This window comes from Coraliomargarita parva (genome assembly GCF_027257905.1).
In the GTDB taxonomy this organism is placed as follows: domain Bacteria; phylum Verrucomicrobiota; class Verrucomicrobiia; order Opitutales; family Coraliomargaritaceae; genus Coraliomargarita_A; species Coraliomargarita_A parva.
Genome location: NZ_JAPZEI010000002.1, coordinates 408,991 through 428,561 on the forward strand (window position 1 = coordinate 408,991; position 19,571 = coordinate 428,561).

Consider the following 19,571-nt stretch of genomic DNA (forward strand, 5'->3'; position numbering starts at 1 on the left):
AATTCCCCTGCGCAGGTAAAGCTTCCTTTCCCTCACTTATGCTGGAATGTGCCTTTGGCAAGTGCTGCAGGCATTTCCGGGAGGGGGCCGCTCAGAGGCTGAGTTCCATCCGGCAGAAGGTCCAGGTGGCATAGACCCCGGATTCGTTCCGGTACTTCGCTTCATAGTCGCGCAGCAGGCGCATCATCTGGCTTGGGGTCATGCGCTGGGATACGGTGGCGCCTGTGCCGTGCAGGGATTTCCAGAAGTGCAGGGCGCTTTCGTAGTGATAACGGTGCGTCTGCGATTCCAGACGTTGGACATCCAACCCCGCTTTTTTCGCATAGCGCTCCCATTGTCCGGGGCTGCGCCAGTCGATCGGATTCTTTCCGTCGAGGATCGCCGTCATTTCCGGCAGCGTCGGGTCGACAAAAAAGCCGCTGAGAATCCGTCCCCCGGGCTTCAGCAGGGCTTTCCAGTGCTGAAGGCAGTCTACCGGATTGCGGGACCATTGGAGCAAGCTGGACGAAACCACAAAGTCCCAAGTACCGGAATCCGCTTGGGCGTTCCAGGCATCACGCTGGCTGTAGTCGAAATCCGGCATTCGTTGTTTGCACAGATCGATCATTTCGCCGGCGAGGTCACTGATTTCGACCTTCGTGAAGCGGTCTTTCAGGTGACGGGAGAAGAGACCGGTCCCGGCGCCGAGTTCCAGGCATCTTGCGTGGCAGGTGGTGGCCGGGAGCCACTCGGCCAGCCAGCTGGCCGCATCTTTTTGAACAAAGGCGTGGGTCTCGTAGCTTTCCGCTTTCCGGTCGAAAGCCGGATCTTTCGGGCGGTCTGGGTTTTCAGGCAGTGAAGACAGGGCTGTCATTTAAATACGCGGCGATGAGTGATGGGTAAGCGTGGCCGGTTGATACTGTGAATGTATGATCGAAGTACTCCTCCAGTGTTTGACTCCTTAAGAGCGGGTCCTGTTCACCAATAATTGCAAATACTCGCTGAGTCGCCTCAGGTGCGGCTCGCAGGCGGTTGAGTGCCTGCAGGCCCCAACTCAGGTCAGCGTAGCGATAGGGCAGGGAGTCCTGCGGTTTTTCATCCAAGCCGCTGAGACGATAGAAGAGTTTGAGTGCTTTGTGGGGGGATTGAAGTAATTTACGTTGTAGGGCGCCGAGGCTGGCTTGAGGGGTTGTGCCGCCCAGACCACATTCTCTGCAGAAACCGAGGATTGGTGCGAGACAAACAATGTCGGCCGTGTCCGGCAGGCGATCGATTGCATGTAGCAATAAGAGACTGCCCAGGGAGTAGCCGACGATGTGGTCCGGACGGAAGGCCAGTAGGTCGTCCACCGCCCACTGTGTCGGTTCCAACACGAGATGATGGGCATCCGGCCGGAGTGACATGACGGCGGACTCGAAATCCGCGGCACGGATGCCCCAGCCGCTGATCCATGCGTAGCGCTCAGGCACGGGAGAGGACGCTCCTTTCAAAGCAGCTAAGGATCTTGTCGTAGTCGGGGGTATCCAGTGTCGATTTCAGCGATAGCCGAAGACGGGCGGTACCGGCCGGGACTGTCGGGGGCCGGATCGCGGCAACGCGAATACCCGCCTGAAGCAATTCGCCGGAGAGTTCAGTGACCCGGTCCACCTCATCGCAAATGACCGGCAGGATGGGCGCATCGGTTCCCCATACCTCCCAGCCCTGCAAGCGCAGGCGCTCGCGACAGCGGTAGGCCTTTGCCTGCCATTGACGTCGTGAACTGCCTGACGCGCGAACGATGCGGATCGCCGCCTCTGCTGCGCAGACGGATGACGGAGGGAGGTAGGTTGAATAAATAAATTCACCGGCCATGTTGATGCAGTAATCCCGCATCCAGTCTTCGGAAAAGACGGTGTAGGCTCCGGAGGCGGCCAGTGCCTTACCCAAGGTGCCGGTCAAGACATCCACACGGGACGAGACCCCGTGTGCTTCGGCTAGACCACTACCGCTCTCGCCGAACCAACCGATGGCATGGGCTTCGTCAAGATACCAGTTAAAGCCGTATTTGGCCTTCAGCCGCGCGATTCGTTGTAGATCGGGGGAGTCGCCGTCCATCGAATAAAGGCTTTCCGTGACGACATGAATCTTCCGGCCGGCATGATGGTGGAGCAGGGACTCCAGGCAGTCCAAGTTGTTGTGGGGGAAGCGGATCAGGCGCGCGCCGCTTTGCAGGATGCCATGAATCAAGCTATTGTGTATCAGGCGATCCGCTAGGATCAGGTCGTCTTTCTGGACCAGGCATTTTAGAACCGACTGATTGGCGGCATAACCGCTGTTCCAGATCAGGCAGGGGCGTTGGCCGTACCACTCGCTGACGGCGGATTCCAGACTGGCGTGTGCGGCCGTGTAGCCGGTCACGAGCGGGGAGGCCGAGGCCGAGGTCCCATACTTCCTGCAGGCTTGCACCGCAGCGTCAATGACATCCGGATGATGGCGCAGTCCCAGATAGTCATTGTCGGCGAGGTTTAGAATCGAGCGGTCCTCTTCCGAGACCCTGAGCCGGCGTAAGGTACCCCTCTGCCGGCGATGACTGAGTTCCTGTTCCGGGGCAATGTTCTGTGCGACAGGTGTTTGGGCCGGGAGCAATGGGGGATTAAAGCGGTCAAAACCACTGCCGTTGGGGCGTACGGTCGCTAGGATGTCCATGTTGAGGGAGTGATAAGCCTCCAGGTTCGAATCGGATACGGCTTTGTCGGCGGGCTGTCGCTCATTCAGGACAAAGGCATGTGGCCGCTTTCCCAGATAGGCCTCCAACAGCCGCCCCTGATTGATCGCCCCCAGTCGCTGGTCGATCACCACGATGGTACCCTCCGGTTCGATGCTGTCGATGAAGTCTCTCCAGTCGAGGCCCTCCGGGTCGATCGGTACCGCTAGGCCGCCCGCGCCCTCGATCAAGCGCACATCGCTGGGGGGTAGTTGGGCCAGCCGGGAAACGAGTGTTTCCAAGCGGCACAAACCATCGACGGCGTTGCCCGAGGCGAGCGGCGCGAGCGGCTGCGGGTATTGCATCAGGGTATGCGTTGTCAGGGATCCAGCTCCGGCCCTTTGTCGGGCGCGCTCGGCATCACCGGAGGCTCCGCACTCCAGGGCTTTGACGATTTGCACCTTTTGGCCGAGTGCTGAAAAGTGTCGGGCCAGCAGGCCCATGACGTAAGTCTTGCCCACGTCGGTGTCATTCGCGGTGACAAAATAGGTTTTCATGGCCGCAGGGGGGAATTAGCCGGCAGTGGCATCCGCCGGAATTTCTACCTTGCGGACCGGCTTACGGCCCTGCTTCTCACGGGCAACATCCGGATCCAGCGGGTGCAGCCCGAAACGGGCGAGCATCCGCTCGTCGTCCGAAGCCTCCGGGTTCGCGGTGGTCAGGAGCTTGTTGCCAATGAAGATACTGTTGGCACCGGCGAGGAAACAAAGCGCCTGTGTTTCCCCGCTCATGGAACTACGTCCTGCGGACAGCCGGACCGTGCTGCGCGGCATGAGAATGCGGGCCACGGCGATGAGACGGACGAACTCGATCGAGTCGACCGGTTTCTGGTCGCACATCGGTGTGCCTTCGACCGCAACCAATGCGTTGATCGGAACGGATTCCGGTTGGGGGGAAAGATTCGCCAGCTCCACCAGCAGTTTCAAGCGGTCCTCACAGGATTCGCCCATCCCGATGATGCCACCGGAGCAGACTTCGAGACCTGCCTTGCGGACATTGGATAGGGTTGCCAAGCGGTCGTCATAGGAACGGGTGGTGATGACTTCGCTGTAGTACTCGCGGGAGGTGTCGAGATTGTGATTGTAGACCGTCATGCCCGCCTCTTTTAAGCGCTGGGCATGGTCTTCGGTCAGGAGCCCCAAGGTGCAGCAGACTTCCAAGCCGAGCTGATCCACGATTCGCACCGATTCCAGAACGGAGCTGAACTGGCGTTCGCTGGAGACACCACGCCAGGCAGCACCCATGCAGAAACGGGAAGCACCGGAAGCCTTCGCCTTGATTGCCGCCACCCGGACTTCGGCCGGGTCCATCAGCGGTTCTCGGTCCACAAAAGTGGTGTAGCGGGAGGACTGTGCGCAATATTTGCAGTCTTCCGAGCAGGCCCCTGTCTTGATCGACTGCAGCATGGAGAGCTGCACGCCTGCTGGGTCCTGAAACGCATGGTGCGCCTGCTGGGCGCGGAAAATCAAGGTGGTCAGCGGCAGCTCGTAGAGCGCGCGGGCGGCTTCGACTGTGGTGCTCATATGGCACCTGTCATGTGTCGCGTTAAATGTTAAGGCAATAAAAATATCACTTAACAAAAGCTTCGGCTGAGTTTCTGCCTAAGGCAAAGCAATTAGAGGTATTTCGTTCGAGTCCGCGTTTATAGACGCCTAGTCGGCGCAGCAGGCGCCGCGTTCGACATAGCACGGGTCGCAGACCGCTTCACCTGCGACTTGATTCAGGGTGGGGCTGCCGCAGAATTTACATGGAATGGCTCGAGGCGGTTCTCCCAGCACTTCATCGAGTGTACGGAGAATGCGGTCGCACATGAAGTCGATTTCCTCCTCGGAGATGACCAGAGGCGGAACGATGAGGAGGCTGTCGCCGAGAGGACGAAGGATAAGCTCATGCTTACGGGCCGCTAGACACACTTGCCAGCCCATGCGTGCTTCGATGGACCAAGTCTCTTTTCCTTCGCCGGCATAGAGCTCCACCGCTGCAGTGAGGCCACGTTGCCGTATGGTGCGAACGTAGGGATGTTTGTCGAAGTTGTGGGCGAGCGCTTGACCGAAGTATTCGATTGTTTCGGCGAGTTGTCCGGAGGAGACGAGGTCTTTCAGCTTTTCCAGATTTTTCAGTGCGACGGCGCAGCCAATGGGATTGGCGGTAAAAGTGTGCCCGTGGAAGAATGTCCGGTCGTCAGTCCATTTGCCGAGGCATGCTTCGTAAATACTGTCCTGTATCAATGTGGCGGCCAGCGGGACATAGCCAGCGCTGATGCCTTTGGCCAGACAGAGGAAGTCGGGTTCGACGCTTTCCTGTGTACAGGCGAACAGGCTTCCGAGACGACCGAAGGCGACAAAGACCTCGTCGAGGATGAGATGAATGCCGAAGCGGCGGCAGAGGCGCTCGACTTCCTTGAGGAAGCCCGGAGGTTGCTGGAGCATCCCGGCCGCACCCTGGACAAAGGGCTCGATGACCAGACAGGCGACGTTATGCGCCTCTGTGGTGAGATAGGCTTCCAGTGCGCTCAGGCTGGTGTTGGCATCCGCTTCCCGAACTTCGCCGTTCAACTCATGGCAATGCGGTGCGGGAAAGTGCCAACTGTCCAGAAACCAGGCGCTGAAGCGTTCGTGGAAGCGCCCGGACTGTCCGGCGGCCATGGTCCCGATGGTGTCTCCGTGGTAGCCGCCTTGCATGCCGATGACCCGCTTGCGCTGGGGCTGTCCCTGTAGCTGCCAGTACTGGTAGGAGAGTTTCAGCGCAATCTCGATGGCGTTGGAGCCGTTGTCGGAGAAAAACACCCGGTTCAAGTTGCCGGGGGCTTCATTGCAGAGCTTCCGTCCGAACTCGGCCGCGGCCGGATGGCTCAGACCGAGGTAGGTGCTGTGGGCGACCTTTTCCAACTGGGCCGTCACTGCTGCGTTCAAGTCGGGGTCGTTGTGTCCGAAGGTGTTGGTCCAGACCGAGGCATTCGTGTCCAGATAGCGATTGCCATCCGTGTCCCAGAGCCAGCAGCCCCGGCCGCGCTCGACATGCAACTGCGGCCAGCTGCAGTATTCCTGCATCTGGCTAAAAGGGTGCCAGGCATGTTCCCGGTCCCATCGGTCCAGCTTCGGTGTATCGGCCATCCCTGCTCAGAAAGTGATAGAATTAATAGGATGCAATCATGTTTCGATTAACATTTTCTTTCGCAAGGATTTCGGGTTGATTCCTGTCCGCGAACAACTTGTCTCGTGGCTTTCTCGCTTATTACACTGAAATACCTCCGAACACATTATGGCTAAAGGACTTCTTTTTTCCGGACAAGGTGCACAAACCGTCGGTATGGGACGCTCGCTCTACGAGTCGTCGGATATCGCCAAAGCGCTCTATGATGAGGCCAATGAGGTCCTCGGTTGGGATCTCAAGGGCATCTGCTTCGATGGGCCGGATGAGGCTTTGACCGAGACCAAGGTCTGTCAACCGGCACTGTATGTGCAAGGCTTCGCCATCTACAGCATTCTCAAGGAGCGTGGCCTGCTGGATGACTTGACCGCCGCCTGCGGCTTGAGCCTCGGTGAGCTGACCGCTCTGGCGGCTGCCGGCGTCTATGACTTTTCCACCGGGCTCAAGCTCGTTGCCGAACGGGGGCGCCTGATGCAATTGGCCTGCGACGCCACCAAGGGCGGGATGGCTGCCGTCATCGGAGGCACGCCGGAGGATGTGCAGGCCTTCTGTGAAGCTTTCGATATCGAGATCGCCAACCTGAACTGCCCGGGACAGATCGTCATTTCCGGCGAGAACACGAAGGTGCTCGAAGCCGTGGCCAACTCCAAGGAACGCGGATTCAAGCTGGTCAAGCCTTTGAACGTGGCTGGCGCATACCACAGCCGCCTGATGGTCTCCGCCCGTGATGCTTTTGCCGAGTACATCAAGGACTTCGATTTCAAGACTCCGGAAATTGCGGTTTACACGAACGTGACCGGCGGCCGCGTCTCCGCCCCCGATGAGATCAAGGATTGCCTGGTCAAGCAGGTCGTCTCCTCGGTTCGCTTTGAGGATTGCCTGCGCAACGCGGCTTCTGAAAACAGCCTCGCTGATTTCTACGAGTGCGGTCCGGGCAAGGTGCTGGCAGGTTTTGCCAAGCGCACCGACAAGTCACTGAACGTGACCTCGATGTCCGAGTTCGACGAAATCCCCGCCTAAGGGGAATCGCTTTCACCCGTTGCCGTACGGGCTGGCCGCCACTCTTTCCGTAAGGGTGGCGGTTTTCTTTTGGTGTGAAGAATGCCCTGAGCCAACCGTATGGCAGCGGCGAGCCGGTCTAACCGTTGTAGCGCTTCACCAGTTGGGTATAGTCCTTGAACTTGGGGTGTCCGGCGCTACCGAGCAGACTGTAGAAGACTGTCTCGGAGGGCAGGACATGTGCTTCCATGGCGAGTAGCTGCTGCAGTACGGGGGCGCGGTCTTCCAGACGGCGTTCGCCGATCCCGTCGGAGAGCAGGGTGACCCCGATTTCTTCGCCCAAGGCCTGTACCGCAGTTTGGTACACACAGATCGGGGTTTCGATGCCGAGGAGTAGCAGGTGGTCGATTTGATTGCTTTCGATCCAGCGGTCAATGCCTTCCGCTTCGAGCGCAGAGAATGCGCTTTTACCGAAGACCGGCGTATGGCTGGGCCAGAGTGTGGTGATCGCTTCCGAAGTCGGGCCGAGCTTTTCGGGCAATTGTTCGGTGGCCGCCACACTGCAACCCAGCAGTTGAGCGGCCTCGATGGCAAAACTGGCACGCCTGACGATGCGCTCGCGCTCGGGCATGGCTTTCAGGAAAACATCCTGCAAGTCGATAACAAGCAGGCCTAAATGGTTGATTGGATCGGACACGGCGGGGAACTTGCCAAGTCCGGCTCCGGTCTTCAACCCCGATTCCACGGTGAAGACTTCTATTAGCGCCTTAAAAGCAGGACTCCCCTTCTACTTACACCGGGTCGGGAAGGCGTTTGCTGTGGGCATAGGTCTTCCGGGCACGGACTTGTACCAGTGATTTGTCATTCACAATATAGGCGGTCAGGTGGCCACCGTAGACGCAGCCTGTGTCGATGCCGATGGAATCCCTGTGCTCCAGAACATTCGGCCGCGGCGTATGGCCATAGACGACGAAGGGCGGGCCTTTCCAGCTGTCTGCCCAGGGCGGTGCATCGGGTGCATCCGAGCGTTTGGCGGCTTTCCCGTTCTTGTCGATGACCTGGATCCTGGTGGTGATCTCCACCGGTTGGCTTGCCCAGGGTTGGCTGGGCAGGAAGCCACCGTGTACAAAGACGGTTTGAAGCAGGCTGCAATATTTCAGCTTCGGGAGCAGTTCGAGGTATTCCCAGTCCGATTTGCTGAGTTGGCGGATGGTTTCCTGATCGTAGTCCTTGAGGATTTTCGGCCGATTTTTCCTGCGTGCAGTGAGCAGGCGTAGTTCGTGGTTCCCCAGAATGGACTCAACCTGGTACATGCGGGCGAGCTCGATGACACCGGCGCTGTCGGGGCCGCGGTTGACCAGGTCGCCCACTTGAATGACGCGGTCATCCGGTTGCAGTTCAAGTGCTTCCAGTAGTTCTTCAAATTCTTGGGCACAACCATGTACGTCACCAATTGCGATTGTTCGACTCATTCAGTACTTTAAGTTTCAGCGGGTAGTTTCGAGTAGTGGGAGGCTTGAGCCTGTCGGTATTGCTGCAAGTTTAAATCACTACAGGCTTGTCGATTTCTTCCGACTGTTGAAGCATGCGCGGGAATTATGGACTGGGCTATCAAAAGTTTTGCACGCAAGTCGGCGTTGACCGAGCAGGCATTCACGCCGGGGGACCGTATTGTCTGTCTGATTTTCAAGCAGGCGGATTCGCCTGAACTGGGCCGTGCGGACCTGCTCGAGACGGAGGTCGATGGCTTCCAGGCGGAAGGCGAAGTCCTGGGGCGTTGGACGCGCATCGTGAAGGACCCCGGCGACGAAGCCCAGCAGACCCGGGAGACGATGGCCTCCGCCGAGGATTTCTTTTTCTCCCTGTTCGAGGTGGAGGATCCCGAGGCGAAGGAGGAGTCCGATGCGCTCAAGCACCTGCTCGCCCTGATGCTGGAGCGGAAGCGTGTCCTTCGCGCCCAAGGGGCAAGGCAGACCGCCGGTGCCCAGGATTATCTCCATGTGAAAAGCAAGCGGGTACTTTCCGTTCCCATTGTCGAAATTTCACCGGCACTCATGCTACGTATCCAAGATACGATCGGTGAAATCATCCTCTAAACCATTGCATATGAGCCCCAAAAATTATTTTACCAGCTTCCTGGTCCTTGCCAGCAGCCTGCTTCTCATTCCCGGGTGCCGGGAGAGCCGGCAAGCACCGGATAACCTCAAGGTTCCACGTCTGATGGTCGAAACTCGTGGCGTGCAATACGGCGCCCTGACTGGAGACCAAGTCCGCCTTCCAGTGAGCGGCAGCTCGATACAGCTCCAGAAAGACCCTCTGGTCAACGAGTTCCAGATCTTCAATGTCGAACTGGTCAAGGTCGAACTGGGAATGGCCCTGTTGATCCAGACTTCGGAAACCGGTGCCCGAGAGCTCTATCGCGGCACGGTCACCAACATGGGCGGACGTATTGTCCTCACCGTCAATGGGAATGCGATCGGTGCCCGGCGCATTGATGGAGCCATTCAAGACGGAAACTTCTACACCTTCGTGGAAGTCCCGGAAGATGAACTTGGCGAACTGGTGATGGATCTTCGTGACAGTATCGTCTACTTGCAGCAAAACAAACCCTAACCGACACGCATCGTGCGTTCATTCCTGACCAGCTCCCTCTTGTTGGCCATCTCTTGCGGCATGCTGAACGCTGCCGGGCTCACATGGCCGACCCCGAACCCTGCCTTCCAGCAGGGGCTACCGATCGATACATATGTGCAGCCCACGGTTTCCGGACGTCCGGAGTCCGGTCTATTCGGTTGTGTCCGTAACGACGGCGCCCGGTTTCATGAAGGGATCGACCTGAAGCCATTGAAACGTGACTCCCGTGGCGAACCCACGGATGCCGTCTATGCCATTCTTCCCGGACGTATTGCCTACGTCAACAAGGTGGCCGGGCGCAGCAGTTATGGGCGCTACATCGTGATTGTACATGACGGGGAGCGACCGGCCTTCCATTCCCTGTATGCGCACCTGGCTTCAGTGGCTTCGGGGATTGACGCAGGAGCACGGGTCGATGCCGGGACGGTTCTGGGGGTGATGGGACGTTCCGCGAGCTATTCGATCCCCAAAAACCGGGCGCATGTTCATCTCGAACTCGGCCTGCGCCTGACAGACCATTTCCAGCAGTGGTACGATCGCCAGAAGTTCGGCAGTCTGAATTACTTCGGCTACTGGAATGGTATGAATCTCGTCGGGGTGGACCCCCTTGATTTTTACCAGCTGGTCCGGCTGGGAAAAGTCCGGAATTTTGCGGAATATCTGAAGCAACAGCCGGCGGCTGCACGCATACGGGTTTATGCCTCAGCGGTTCCTGATTTTGTCCGCATTTATCCGGACTTGCTGAGCCGGGACTATGCCGGGCAGCAGCTGGTGGCCTGGGACATTGCATTCACCCAGTATGGTGTCCCGAAAGAGTGGACGCCGCGCTTTGCCAGTGAGTCGCTGGATGGACGCGCCGGGGATGTTCGGCTGCTTGCCTACAACAAGGACATGCTGGAACAGCAAAGCTGTCGCAGGGTTGTGGATCTTCGCGGTGGCGGCGACCCGCAACTCAGCAAAGGCACGATCAAAACCCTGCAAAAGCTGTTCGGCTTCCGTTGATCCGTTTCATCGGGAAGGGGCTCCCCCGGCCTAATAGCTGGAATCGGCGGGGGCGACTTCCATGCCCTGCATGGCGGCCATGAGGCTTGAGGCGGCGGATACTCCGAGACGCTCAGCCCCGGCATCAATCATGGCCAGGGCATCCTCAAGTGTGCGGATTCCGCCACTGGCCTTGATCTTGATTGGGCCGGTACGCTTGTCTCTGAACAGGCGGATATCATCCACGGTCGCCCCGCCCGCGCCGAAACCGGTTGAGGTCTTGATGAAATCAGCTGCGCCCAGTTCACAGGCATTCAGAGCCTGTTCCTTCTGGGCTTCGTTCAGGTAGCAGGTTTCCACGATGATCTTGGTCAGGAGCTTCAGGGAACGGGCGGTTTCCGTCAGCTTGGCAATTTCTTCCGTGACCAGGCTCTTTTCCCCGGCACGCAGGGCCGCGTAATTCATGACAATGTCGACTTCGTTGGCCCCGTGGTCACTGGCCCGGACGATTTCTTCACGTTTCGCTTCGAACGAAGAGCGGCCGTGAGGAAACCCGATCACGGTGCAGACATTCACGGGCGTCGGGTAGAGAATGGACGAGCAGATGGAGACGCTAGTGGGGTACACGCAGACAGATGCGTATCCGGCTTCTGCAGCTTCATCACAAAGCGAGCAGATCTCAGAGTCGCTGGCATCCAGTTTGAGGTTGGTGGCATCCAGATAACGGGCGAATTCGGAATGTGTCATGGTGGTTGAGGCCGTTAAAACTGAGCAACAAATAAGGATGCTTGAGATGATTCCAAGCATATCTTTGGTTGCAGTCCGTGCCCGGCTTCCCATCGTTGGCTGATATCTATGGTTCTGCCTCAAGAGATCATTGCCCTGAAGCGAGATGGCCAGGCCCTGAAGCGGGCGCAGATCGAGGCCTTTGTCCAGGGAGTGGTGGACGGGTCCTTCAAGGACTATCAAGCGGCGGCTCTGCTTATGGCGATCCTACTGAATGGCATGGATGCGGAGGAGACGGCTTGTTTGACCGAGTCGATGATGCGTTCCGGCCGGGTGCTGCAGCTGCATGAGATCGACCGTCCCAAGGTGGATAAGCATTCTACCGGCGGGGTGGGTGACAAGGTCTCGCTCATCCTTGCGCCACTGGCTGCAGCCTGTGGACTTTGTGTGCCGATGATGAGCGGGCGTGGGTTGGGGCATACCGGCGGCACGCTCGACAAGCTGGAGTCGATTGACGGCTTCAATGTCTACCTGAGTGAAGCTGAATTCCGGGCACAGCTACAAACGCTTCACACGGCCATGATCGGTCAGTCTTCTGAGATGGTGCCGGCAGACCGCATTCTCTACGGCCTGCGTGACGTCACTGCCACGGTGGAGAGCATTCCCCTGATCTGTTCCAGTATCCTGAGCAAGAAGATGGCCGAGGGGATTGATGCGCTTGTTCTGGACGTGAAATGCGGGCGTGGAGCTTTCATGAAGACTGAGGCGGATGCACGGGAGCTAGCCGGTTCGCTGGTACGAATCTGCGAAGCGATGGGACGGCGGGCTTCGGCTCTTATTTCCCGCATGGATGCGCCGCTAGGCTTTGCGGTTGGTAATGCGCTTGAAGTGATTGAAGCGATCGAATGCCTGAAAGGACGCGGGCCGGCAGACTTGATGGAGATCACCTATGCTCTGACCGCGCGCATGCTGGAGCTAGGTGGTATCGTGTCGGAAGAGGGACAGGCCCGAGAGCTAATGGCGGATGCACTCGACTCGGGTTCGGCGCTTGAGTTCTTTCGAGGGATGGTTGAAGCCCAGGGAGGAGATGCGTTGGTGATCGACGACTACAGCCGTTTACCTCGTGCCGCTGAGCTTGCGGAATACCGTTCCGAGTCAGACGGATACGTGGCCGGAGTGGACGCACGACTGGTCGGCGAGGCGGTCTGTTTGCTGGGGGCTGGCCGTCAGGCCTCGGACGATACGATTGATCCTTCCGCAGGAATCGTATTGAAGAAGAAACCGGGCGATTCGGTTTCCCGGGACGAATGCCTATGCTGTATCTATTATAATGATACGGCACGCTATGAAGAGGCCTTGCAGCGATTGGAAGGTGCATTTGCAATTTCGACGGAACCGGTGGAAGCTCCGGCACTGATTATCGACAGCCTCTAACAAGATCCCCAAACCATGTCATTACCCCAAGAAATACTCGAATATGAGCCTCAGATCGGCCTCGTCCTGGGCTCTGGGCTTGGCTTTTTCGCTGACGAACGTCTGGAGCGTGCCGGTTCAGTTCGCTATGAATCGATCCCCGGCTTTCCCGTGTCCACTGTGGAAGGGCATGCCGGGCAGTTTGTCTATGGTACGCTTGAGGGGTACCGGGTGCTTTGCATGCAGGGGCGCTTTCACTTCTATGAGGGCTACCCGATGCGCGAACTGACCCTGCCGGTTCGCCTGATGGCGCAAGCCGGGGTCAAGCACCTCTTCCTCACGAACGCGGCGGGGGGCATTAACCCGGAGTACCGGCCCGGGGACTTCATGCTACTTTCCGACCATATCAATTTTCTCGGGACAAACCCCTTGATCGGACCGGTGGCGCCCGGGGAGACGCGTTTCCCCGACATGTCCGAGGTATATGATGCGTCCCTGCGGAAACGGATCAAGCGTTGGGCAGAGTCACACTCGATTCCATTGCATGAAGGTGTGTATCTGGCCACCACGGGCCCCAGTTATGAGACCCCCGCTGAGATCCGATTTTTCCACGGCATTGGAGCCGATGCCGTGGGCATGTCGACCGTGCCGGAGGCGATTGTTGCGCGACAGCAGGGCATGCGGGTGATTGGGATCTCCTGTATCACCAATGCCGCGGCAGGGCTATCCGAGACACCCTTAAGCCACGAAGAGGTCGGGGATACCGCCAACCGTGTGAAATCCACTTTTGCCGATCTCTTGTCGGCATCCATACAACTCATATCATCCGAATAAGCCATATGCTTACCTGTCTACAGGACCATCCCTTGCTACAGCACAATATCACGATCTTGCGTGACACGGCGACGCAGGGAGTCGCTTTCCGCAAGTCGAGTCGCATCATCACACAGTTACTGGTGGCCAAAGCCGCGGAGCAGGCGGGGTTGACCGAGGTTCAGGTCAAGACTCCTCTGGAGACCACAACCGGCGCTCGCATTGAGGCACCGATTATCTTGGTCCCCATTCTCCGGGCCGGGCTGGGCATGCTGGAACCTGCGATGGAAATGTTGCCCAATGTCAGCGTAGGCTATGTCGGACTGGAACGTGACGAAGAGACTGCTGTGGCGAGCAGCTACTACAACAAGTTGCCGGTTTTGCCGGACCCGCATCACGTTTTCGTGATGGATCCGATGCTGGCCACCGGTGGTTCGGCGGTGCAGACCATTTCAATGTTGAAGGAGCAAGGCGCCCTCAAGTTGACGATGATCTGCGTGATTGCCGCGCCCGAAGGGATTGACTGCCTGCAGCAGGCGCATCCCGAAGTCCCGATTATCACTGGGGTGATCGACCGTGAGTTGAACGAGCGCAAGTACATCCTGCCGGGTTTGGGGGATTATGGGGATCGCCTGTTCGGTACCTAACCGGCCAGGCTTACAACTCGGCGCTGTTGTAGCCGTGAAAGCTATCGCTCAAGGCATCAATAATGCGAAGCGTATTGTGCACATGTTTAGGGCTAATCAGGACCTGGGCCGCACCAAATTCCTCAACGCCGCAGTGGAAGGGCAGGGTCAATACCGGAAGCATGGCCACACTGGCGGGTGCCATAAGACGAAGGGTTTCCCGCTCGATCTGGGGCGACCAGTTTTTTCGTTGAGGTGAGGCCAGCGGACAGACCGGAAGCACTATGAAGTCGTACTGTTGGAAGATCTCGATGAAGCGGGCGCGGATGCGGCCTCTGGCAACATCACAGGCTTCCGCTTCCTGCGGGCTGCATTCCTTGCCGGTTTCAATGATACGCAGCAAGTCGCTGTCATAGCGGTCACGATATTCCTCCAGCCAATAGCGGTGTACGGAGTAGAGTTCTCGTGCCTGTAGAGTGGCCAGAGTGTTTGCGGCTTCATTCAAAAGCAGCGTCAACTCGCGTTCCATCCAAGGATCTTCGTCGATATCCAGAGGGCGCACGACCTGATGGAGCCCGATCTTGATCCGACTGTCCATCGATTCGCTCGAAGCTGTGTGAATCAGCCCCCGTAGTGGCTTATCGCCACCATTGGGATGACCGTTAAAGGCGGTAAAGACCGTGGCCAAGTCCTCCAGATTGTTGGTGGTCCATCCCACGGATTCGATCGATGGCACGATGGGGAAGACTCCGTCACGCGCATAGTTGTTGGTGATCATCCGGTAGTTGAACAAGCCGTGGAAGGCGGTCGGGATGCGCATGCCCCCGCAGGTGTCGAGTCCAAAGGCCAAGGGGACCCATCCGTCACTCACGGCGCGAATGGAGGCGCCGGCGCCCCCACCTCCGATTTTGTGGTTCCCGCTTCGATGCGGGCAATTGCCGAAGCTGCGGTTGCGCCCTTGCTGGTCGACGCCGAATTCCGCAGGCACGGTTTTGGCGAAGAAACAGGCCCCATCGGCCTTCAGCTTCTGGTACAGCAGGCAAGACTCGTCCAGCGGTGCCTCGAAGGGGTCTTGGAACCCGGCGCCACAACGGGTGGCCAGATCGTGGACGTCGAACATGTCCTGCAGCATGTAGGGAACGCCGCGCAGAGGGGCTTCCTCCAGGGACAGTGAGTAGAGCACTTCCTCGATCAGGACACGTTTTTCCGGTAGGGAGGCAAAGAGCGCTTTGCTCGTTTCATGGGTCGTCAATTCCAGTTTGCCGAAGAAGTTGTCGATGACCTGCTCGGCAGAACGGTCAAGGCGCGATCGCCATTCGTTGAAGTTGATCAATTGGGTCGACATGGTGCTAGTTTCCGAAGCGACGCTCCCATTCGCTCCAGCTGATTTCACTGAAGGTCGGTTTGCCGCTGGGGGAGGTGTGCGGCGTTTCGCAGCAGAGGAGTGTTTCCGCGAGCTTCTGTGCTGCTGCGTGGCTCATGTTGTCGTTGCGCTGATAGCTCTGTTCCATTGCGAGACGGGCCACCAGTTCCCAAGTGAGTTTAGGATCTTTACGGGAGCCGCCGCGTTGACGAAAACGGTCCACGAGATCCCGTACAAAGGCTTCCACCTGTTCCGGAGCCATCCAGTCCGGTACGCTGAGAATCCGGTAGAAATGACGGCCAAACTCTTCGATTTCGAAGCCGTGGCTGTTCAGTGTTTCCAGTTCCGTTTTCAGGGCTTCGGATGCGAGTGGCTCGAACTCTATCGGGATGGGGATCAAGAGTTGCTGGCGGGCTGCTTCTTCTTGATCGAAGGTTGCCAGTATCTGTTCGAAACGCACCCGCTGGTCGGCATGGCGCAGGTGCAGCATAACCAAGCCGCGCGGGGTTTCAAAGAGACCGTAGCGCTGCTTCAGGAGGCAGAGCAGTTTCCACTCCGGCGCTTTGGCACTCGCTGGCTCGGCCTCTGTCTCGGGGAGTGCTGTCTCCTTTGGTGGCTGGGGCGCTACAGGCAGCACCCGGGCAACCGGGACCTTCGTTTTGGAACTACGCTGAGGGGCGGGGACCACGCGGGGTACCGGCGTCGGGGTGGTGGCAGGCTTAATGGGGGTCGGTTCGACGGTTTCGTCTTGCGGCTTGACTGGAGTCACTTCGGGCACGCTGGCCTTTTCGGTAGACGCAGGCTTGGCGGCATCACTGAGTGTGTCTGAAACCGCGCCCAGTACGAAACGACGTACGACGGCATCATTGCGAAAGCGGACCTCTCGCTTGGCCGGATGCACGTTGACATCGACCTCCCGTGGCGAGAGATGGAAAAAAAGAAATGCGGGCGGGTAGCGGCCCTTCTGTATTCGACCGAGATAGGCGTCCAGTACGGCAAATCCGAGCGTCCGGCTGTCGACGGGACGCCGGTTGATCATGGTGATGAGTTCGCGGCGGGTCGAGCGTCCCACGCCCGGTTTCGCAGTGAGCCCGCTCAGGCGGAAACCCAATGAGCTATCCTCGGCTTCGACCGGAATCAGGTCGTCCGCCAAACTGCGGCCCCAGATCTCGCCGATCCGGTCCCGCAGGTCGCTGCAGGAGGGGGACTGGAAAACCGTCCGCCCGCTATCCACCACATGAAACGCGATTTCCGGATGGGCGACGGCAAACAAACGCGTGGTGTAAGTGATATGAGCGGTTTCCGTGGGGTCGGTCTTGAGGAATTTGCGCCGGGCCGGGACCGAGTTAAAGAGGTTGGCCACTTCGATCACCGTACCGACCGGCATGCCGCATTCCTTCTTGTGGATGAGTTTGCCGCCGTTGATGAAAATTTCGGTACCATGGTCCCAGCCTTCGGCGCGTGTACGCAGGGTGAATTTGGAAACCGAAGCGATGGAAGGCAGGGCTTCGCCACGGAAGCCGAAACTCAGGATTTCATTCAGGTCGGCGGCTTCGCGGATCTTACTGGTCGCATGGCGTTCCAGGGACAGAAGGGCTTCGTCGGGCGGCATCCCCTTGCCGTTGTCGCTGATCCGGATGAAGGATTTTCCCCCGTTTCGAAACTCGATCTCGATACGTGTCGCGCCGGCATCGATACTGTTTTCAACCAGCTCTTTGACCACGGCCACCGGGCGTTCGATGACTTCACCAGCGGCTATCTGGTTCGCGACGACGTCGGGCAGTATACGGATGGCAGGCATATCTTTCGGACAAACCTGAATCATGTGGGATTTATCCGTTTAGCTGCAAAACAAAAGCGCGCTGTGATTGGTATTGAGCAGAAACTGGACGTATGCTGCCGATCTCGTATCAAGCTCGGCATACTTCGGCTCAATCCCTCCTCCAAGTTGAAGCGGGATATCTGAGTCGACATTCTGGACGAAGCGGTTTGCTGTGCGAGGGGTTGCCCCAGCTGGCATGCCTGACTTATTACTCTTTTAATTCAACCAATGGAAAATCGACTCTCTGCCGAAAACAGCCTCTACCTTCGCCAGCATGCGGACAATCCGGTGCACTGGTATTCTTGGAGCCAGGCGGCCTTCGACGCCGCGCGTGCCGCAGATAAGCCGGTACTGGTCTCGATCGGTTACTCGGCCTGCCACTGGTGCCATGTCATGGCACATGAATCTTTTGAGAATGACTATATCGCCGGATTGATGAACAAGCACTTCATCTGTATCAAGGTCGACCGGGAGGAACGACCCGATGTGGACCAGGTCTACATGGAGGCGGTGCAGATGTTCCAGCAGCAGGGGGGCTGGCCTTTGAATGTGTTCTGCCTGCCGGACGGGCGTCCTTTTTTCGGTGGTACCTATTTCCCGCCGGAGGACCGGGGGCAGGGACTCATTCCCTGGCCGCAGGTCCTGATGCGGGTGGCGGATTTCTACAAGCGCTCCAAAGGAGAGCTCGTGGACAATGCGGAGGCCGTGCAAAAAAATATCATGGCGGGCGCGCAGGCCACGGCGAAGGGCGACTGGGAAGACAGTTGCTTGCTGCAGTCGGTCGAGGGGATCTGCGGGAACCACGATGATACCTATGGTGGTTTCGGTGGTGCGCCTAAGTTTCCACCGGCCATGACCCTGAACTTTTTAAGGCTGATGCGGCATTCCGATTTACTGGCCCAGCGCGCGCCACAGCTGGCCAAGCGAATTGACGAGGTCTGCCATACCACACTACGGGCGATGGCACATGGCGGCATCTACGATCAATTCGGTGGAGGCTTTGCCCGTTACAGTGTGGATGCGCATTGGCTGATTCCGCACTTCGAGAAAATGCTCTATGACAACGCCCTGTTGATCGATGCCTATACCCGGGCCTGGGTCGACCAGAAGACGTCGCTCTACGAGGCCGTTGTGGCGGAGACCGTGGCTTGGCTGGATCGCGAAATGTTGTCACCCTGCGGCGGTTTTTATGCGGCCTTGGATGCCGACAGCGAGGGCAGGGAGGGCGCCTACTACGTCTGGACTCCGGAGGAGGTCGACGCGGTACTGGGACCCTCGACTGCGCGGGAGGTTCGGGCTGCCTACAACATCAGCAAGGAAGGCAATTTCGAGCACGGCACCAGCAATCCCGCCTTGGTTGAGGATGATTTCATGCTGCGTCAGAAGCTCACGGAGGCCCGTCGCAATCTCCGGGAGCATCGCGAGGCCAACCGGGTGGCTCCGGGACGGGACCCAAAGATTAATGCCGCTTGGAATTGCATGCTGGTCCGTGCGCTGGCCGACGCCGGTTTCTACTTCGGAAATCCGGCTTGGCTGTCCCGTTCGCGGCAGACTGCCGATTTTATATGGAACCAGTTATTCGAGCAGGTGGACGGGCGGGTGCGCATGTGCTCGGTTTATTACGAGGAGGGAGGCGCAAAAGTGGATGGCTTCCTGCATGACTACGCCCTTGCGGCCGATGCTTTCCTGACACTCGCCTCCAAAATCGAATGGCTGGAGCCCGGGGCCTCGGCGCTCTATGTCGAGCGGGCGCGGCGCTGCCTCGACAGCGCCCTGCAGCTTTTCGACGATCCGCATGCCATCGGCTGGTTTTTTACCGCCAAGGATTGCGAGGCGCCGGTCGCCCGACGCAAGGAATGGTTCGACAATGCGACCCCATCCGGCAATTCGGCCATGTTGCATGCCCTGGCCAAAGCCTATGCGGTGAGTGGGCAAGGGGACTATGCCGAAGCCATTCAGCGAAGCCTGCCCGCCTATTCGGAGTATGCCCAACGTGTGGCCAGCGGGGTTGCGCATGCATTGGAGGCGATTGCGGCACATCAGTCGGGTATCGCGGTTATCAAATTCAGGCCCGGTGCTGATCTCGAAGCCTTGCGTGCCGGACTGAGCGCTGCGCATTGGTGTAGTTGCTTTGTCTTGCCGGATGCCAGTGTTGAACTGACGGCTGACTTCCAGCTTTGTGTGGGGAGTCGTTGTCTGCTTGCAACGGATTCCGTGGATGACTTGCTGAAGGAGTTCTGAGGGCAGAATAATGCATGTTATGCAGCGCCCCTCACGCTGCTTGGCTTTGAAGTCATTGGATCGCTTGACCACGGGTAGAGG

18 protein-coding genes are annotated in these 19,571 nt (G+C 58.4%); 8 read left to right on the plus strand and 10 right to left on the minus strand.

Annotated features, from left to right (window positions below; all coding sequences use genetic code 11):
• Window positions 1–91: 91 nt before the first annotated feature.
• The 5 genes from O2597_RS04065 to bioA form a co-directional block, all read right to left on the minus strand.
• On the minus strand, window positions 92–853 hold the full coding sequence (locus O2597_RS04065) for a methyltransferase domain-containing protein (RefSeq protein WP_269522914.1): 762 nt from the start codon (window positions 851–853) through the stop codon (window positions 92–94).
• Window positions 828–1,448, minus strand: coding sequence for a hypothetical protein (locus O2597_RS04070; protein WP_269522915.1), 621 nt, complete (start codon window positions 1,446–1,448; stop codon window positions 828–830). Before O2597_RS04070 ends, O2597_RS04065 begins: the two co-directional genes overlap by 26 nt.
• Complete coding sequence (locus O2597_RS04075; RefSeq protein ID WP_269522916.1) at window positions 1,441–3,219, minus strand: aminotransferase class I/II-fold pyridoxal phosphate-dependent enzyme; 1,779 nt, start codon at window positions 3,217–3,219, stop codon at window positions 1,441–1,443. Before O2597_RS04075 ends, O2597_RS04070 begins: the two co-directional genes overlap by 8 nt.
• Before the next feature lie 15 nt (window positions 3,220–3,234).
• A complete protein-coding gene (gene bioB, locus O2597_RS04080; protein WP_269522917.1) occupies window positions 3,235–4,245 on the minus strand; it encodes a biotin synthase BioB in 1,011 nt (336 codons plus the stop codon).
• A gap of 129 nt (window positions 4,246–4,374) precedes the next feature.
• Window positions 4,375–5,835, minus strand: coding sequence for an adenosylmethionine--8-amino-7-oxononanoate transaminase (gene bioA / locus O2597_RS04085; RefSeq protein WP_269522918.1), 1,461 nt, complete (start codon window positions 5,833–5,835; stop codon window positions 4,375–4,377).
• A gap of 148 nt (window positions 5,836–5,983) precedes the next feature.
• Here bioA and fabD point away from each other — a divergent pair, with 148 nt between their 5' ends.
• The gene (gene fabD / locus O2597_RS04090; protein WP_269522919.1) at window positions 5,984–6,892 is read left to right on the plus strand and encodes an ACP S-malonyltransferase; all 909 of its coding nucleotides are present in this window, start codon (window positions 5,984–5,986) and stop codon (window positions 6,890–6,892) included.
• A 118-nt stretch (window positions 6,893–7,010) separates the two neighbouring features.
• Here the strand turns inward: fabD and O2597_RS04095 are convergent, their stop codons facing one another.
• A complete protein-coding gene (locus tag O2597_RS04095) occupies window positions 7,011–7,568 on the minus strand; it encodes an isochorismatase family protein (RefSeq protein ID WP_269522920.1) in 558 nt (185 codons plus the stop codon).
• A gap of 94 nt (window positions 7,569–7,662) precedes the next feature.
• The gene (locus tag O2597_RS04100; protein ID WP_269522921.1) at window positions 7,663–8,343 is read right to left on the minus strand and encodes a metallophosphoesterase; all 681 of its coding nucleotides are present in this window, start codon (window positions 8,341–8,343) and stop codon (window positions 7,663–7,665) included.
• 126 nt (window positions 8,344–8,469) lie between these two features.
• On the opposite strand from O2597_RS04100, the gene O2597_RS04105 reads away from it, so the two are divergent.
• The 3 genes from O2597_RS04105 to O2597_RS04115 are packed head-to-tail and all read left to right on the plus strand — an operon-like array spanning window position 8,470 to window position 10,507.
• On the plus strand, window positions 8,470–8,967 hold the full coding sequence (locus O2597_RS04105; RefSeq protein WP_269522922.1) for a hypothetical protein: 498 nt from the start codon (window positions 8,470–8,472) through the stop codon (window positions 8,965–8,967).
• Between the two features lie 10 nt (window positions 8,968–8,977).
• A complete protein-coding gene (locus tag O2597_RS04110; protein WP_269522923.1) occupies window positions 8,978–9,484 on the plus strand; it encodes a hypothetical protein in 507 nt (168 codons plus the stop codon).
• Between the two features lie 12 nt (window positions 9,485–9,496).
• On the plus strand, window positions 9,497–10,507 hold the full coding sequence (locus O2597_RS04115) for a M23 family metallopeptidase (protein WP_269522924.1): 1,011 nt from the start codon (window positions 9,497–9,499) through the stop codon (window positions 10,505–10,507).
• 30 nt (window positions 10,508–10,537) lie between these two features.
• Here O2597_RS04115 and deoC read toward each other — a convergent pair whose 3' ends face one another.
• Window positions 10,538–11,233, minus strand: a complete 696-nt coding sequence (gene deoC, locus O2597_RS04120; RefSeq protein ID WP_269522925.1) for a deoxyribose-phosphate aldolase — start codon at window positions 11,231–11,233, stop codon at window positions 10,538–10,540.
• A gap of 108 nt (window positions 11,234–11,341) precedes the next feature.
• Here deoC and O2597_RS04125 point away from each other — a divergent pair, with 108 nt between their 5' ends.
• The 3 genes from O2597_RS04125 to upp are packed head-to-tail and all read left to right on the plus strand — an operon-like array spanning window position 11,342 to window position 14,085.
• Window positions 11,342–12,646 (plus strand): thymidine phosphorylase, encoded by a 1,305-nt coding sequence (locus O2597_RS04125; RefSeq protein ID WP_269522926.1) that lies wholly within the window; start codon window positions 11,342–11,344, stop codon window positions 12,644–12,646.
• Between the two features lie 15 nt (window positions 12,647–12,661).
• The gene (locus O2597_RS04130) at window positions 12,662–13,459 is read left to right on the plus strand and encodes a purine-nucleoside phosphorylase (RefSeq protein WP_269522927.1); all 798 of its coding nucleotides are present in this window, start codon (window positions 12,662–12,664) and stop codon (window positions 13,457–13,459) included.
• A 5-nt stretch (window positions 13,460–13,464) separates the two neighbouring features.
• The gene (gene upp / locus O2597_RS04135) at window positions 13,465–14,085 is read left to right on the plus strand and encodes a uracil phosphoribosyltransferase (protein ID WP_269522928.1); all 621 of its coding nucleotides are present in this window, start codon (window positions 13,465–13,467) and stop codon (window positions 14,083–14,085) included.
• Window positions 14,086–14,095: 10 nt separating this feature from the next.
• Here the strand turns inward: upp and O2597_RS04140 are convergent, their stop codons facing one another.
• Window positions 14,096–15,409 (minus strand): amidase family protein, encoded by a 1,314-nt coding sequence (locus O2597_RS04140; protein WP_269522929.1) that lies wholly within the window; start codon window positions 15,407–15,409, stop codon window positions 14,096–14,098.
• Window positions 15,410–15,413: 4 nt separating this feature from the next.
• Entirely contained in the window at window positions 15,414–17,252 is a 1,839-nt protein-coding gene (gene mutL, locus O2597_RS04145; RefSeq protein ID WP_269522930.1) for a DNA mismatch repair endonuclease MutL, read from the minus strand.
• A 225-nt stretch (window positions 17,253–17,477) separates the two neighbouring features.
• On the opposite strand from mutL, the gene O2597_RS04150 reads away from it, so the two are divergent.
• Complete coding sequence (locus O2597_RS04150) at window positions 17,478–19,490, plus strand: thioredoxin domain-containing protein (protein ID WP_269522931.1); 2,013 nt, start codon at window positions 17,478–17,480, stop codon at window positions 19,488–19,490.
• Window positions 19,491–19,571 lie beyond the last annotated feature (81 nt).

Bases quoted from the DNA above. Each gene is read 5' to 3' on its own strand.
- O2597_RS04105 (WP_269522922.1), top strand. From the start codon at position 8,470: ATGGACTGGGCTATCAAAAGTTTTGCACGCAAGTCGGCGTTGACCGAG.
- O2597_RS04100 (WP_269522921.1), bottom strand. From the start codon at position 8,343: ATGAGTCGAACAATCGCAATTGGTGACGTACATGGTTGTGCCCAAGAA.
- O2597_RS04110 (WP_269522923.1), top strand. From the start codon at position 8,978: ATGAGCCCCAAAAATTATTTTACCAGCTTCCTGGTCCTTGCCAGCAGC.
- O2597_RS04130 (WP_269522927.1), top strand. From the start codon at position 12,662: ATGTCATTACCCCAAGAAATACTCGAATATGAGCCTCAGATCGGCCTC.
- deoC (WP_269522925.1), bottom strand. From the start codon at position 11,233: ATGACACATTCCGAATTCGCCCGTTATCTGGATGCCACCAACCTCAAA.
- upp (WP_269522928.1), top strand. From the start codon at position 13,465: ATGCTTACCTGTCTACAGGACCATCCCTTGCTACAGCACAATATCACG.
- O2597_RS04075 (WP_269522916.1), bottom strand. From the start codon at position 3,219: ATGAAAACCTATTTTGTCACCGCGAATGACACCGACGTGGGCAAGACT.
- bioA (WP_269522918.1), bottom strand. From the start codon at position 5,835: ATGGCCGATACACCGAAGCTGGACCGATGGGACCGGGAACATGCCTGG.
- bioB (WP_269522917.1), bottom strand. From the start codon at position 4,245: ATGAGCACCACAGTCGAAGCCGCCCGCGCGCTCTACGAGCTGCCGCTG.
- fabD (WP_269522919.1), top strand. From the start codon at position 5,984: ATGGCTAAAGGACTTCTTTTTTCCGGACAAGGTGCACAAACCGTCGGT.
- O2597_RS04065 (WP_269522914.1), bottom strand. From the start codon at position 853: ATGACAGCCCTGTCTTCACTGCCTGAAAACCCAGACCGCCCGAAAGAT.
- mutL (WP_269522930.1), bottom strand. From the start codon at position 17,252: ATGATTCAGGTTTGTCCGAAAGATATGCCTGCCATCCGTATACTGCCC.
- O2597_RS04140 (WP_269522929.1), bottom strand. From the start codon at position 15,409: ATGTCGACCCAATTGATCAACTTCAACGAATGGCGATCGCGCCTTGAC.
- O2597_RS04125 (WP_269522926.1), top strand. From the start codon at position 11,342: ATGGTTCTGCCTCAAGAGATCATTGCCCTGAAGCGAGATGGCCAGGCC.
- O2597_RS04150 (WP_269522931.1), top strand. From the start codon at position 17,478: ATGGAAAATCGACTCTCTGCCGAAAACAGCCTCTACCTTCGCCAGCAT.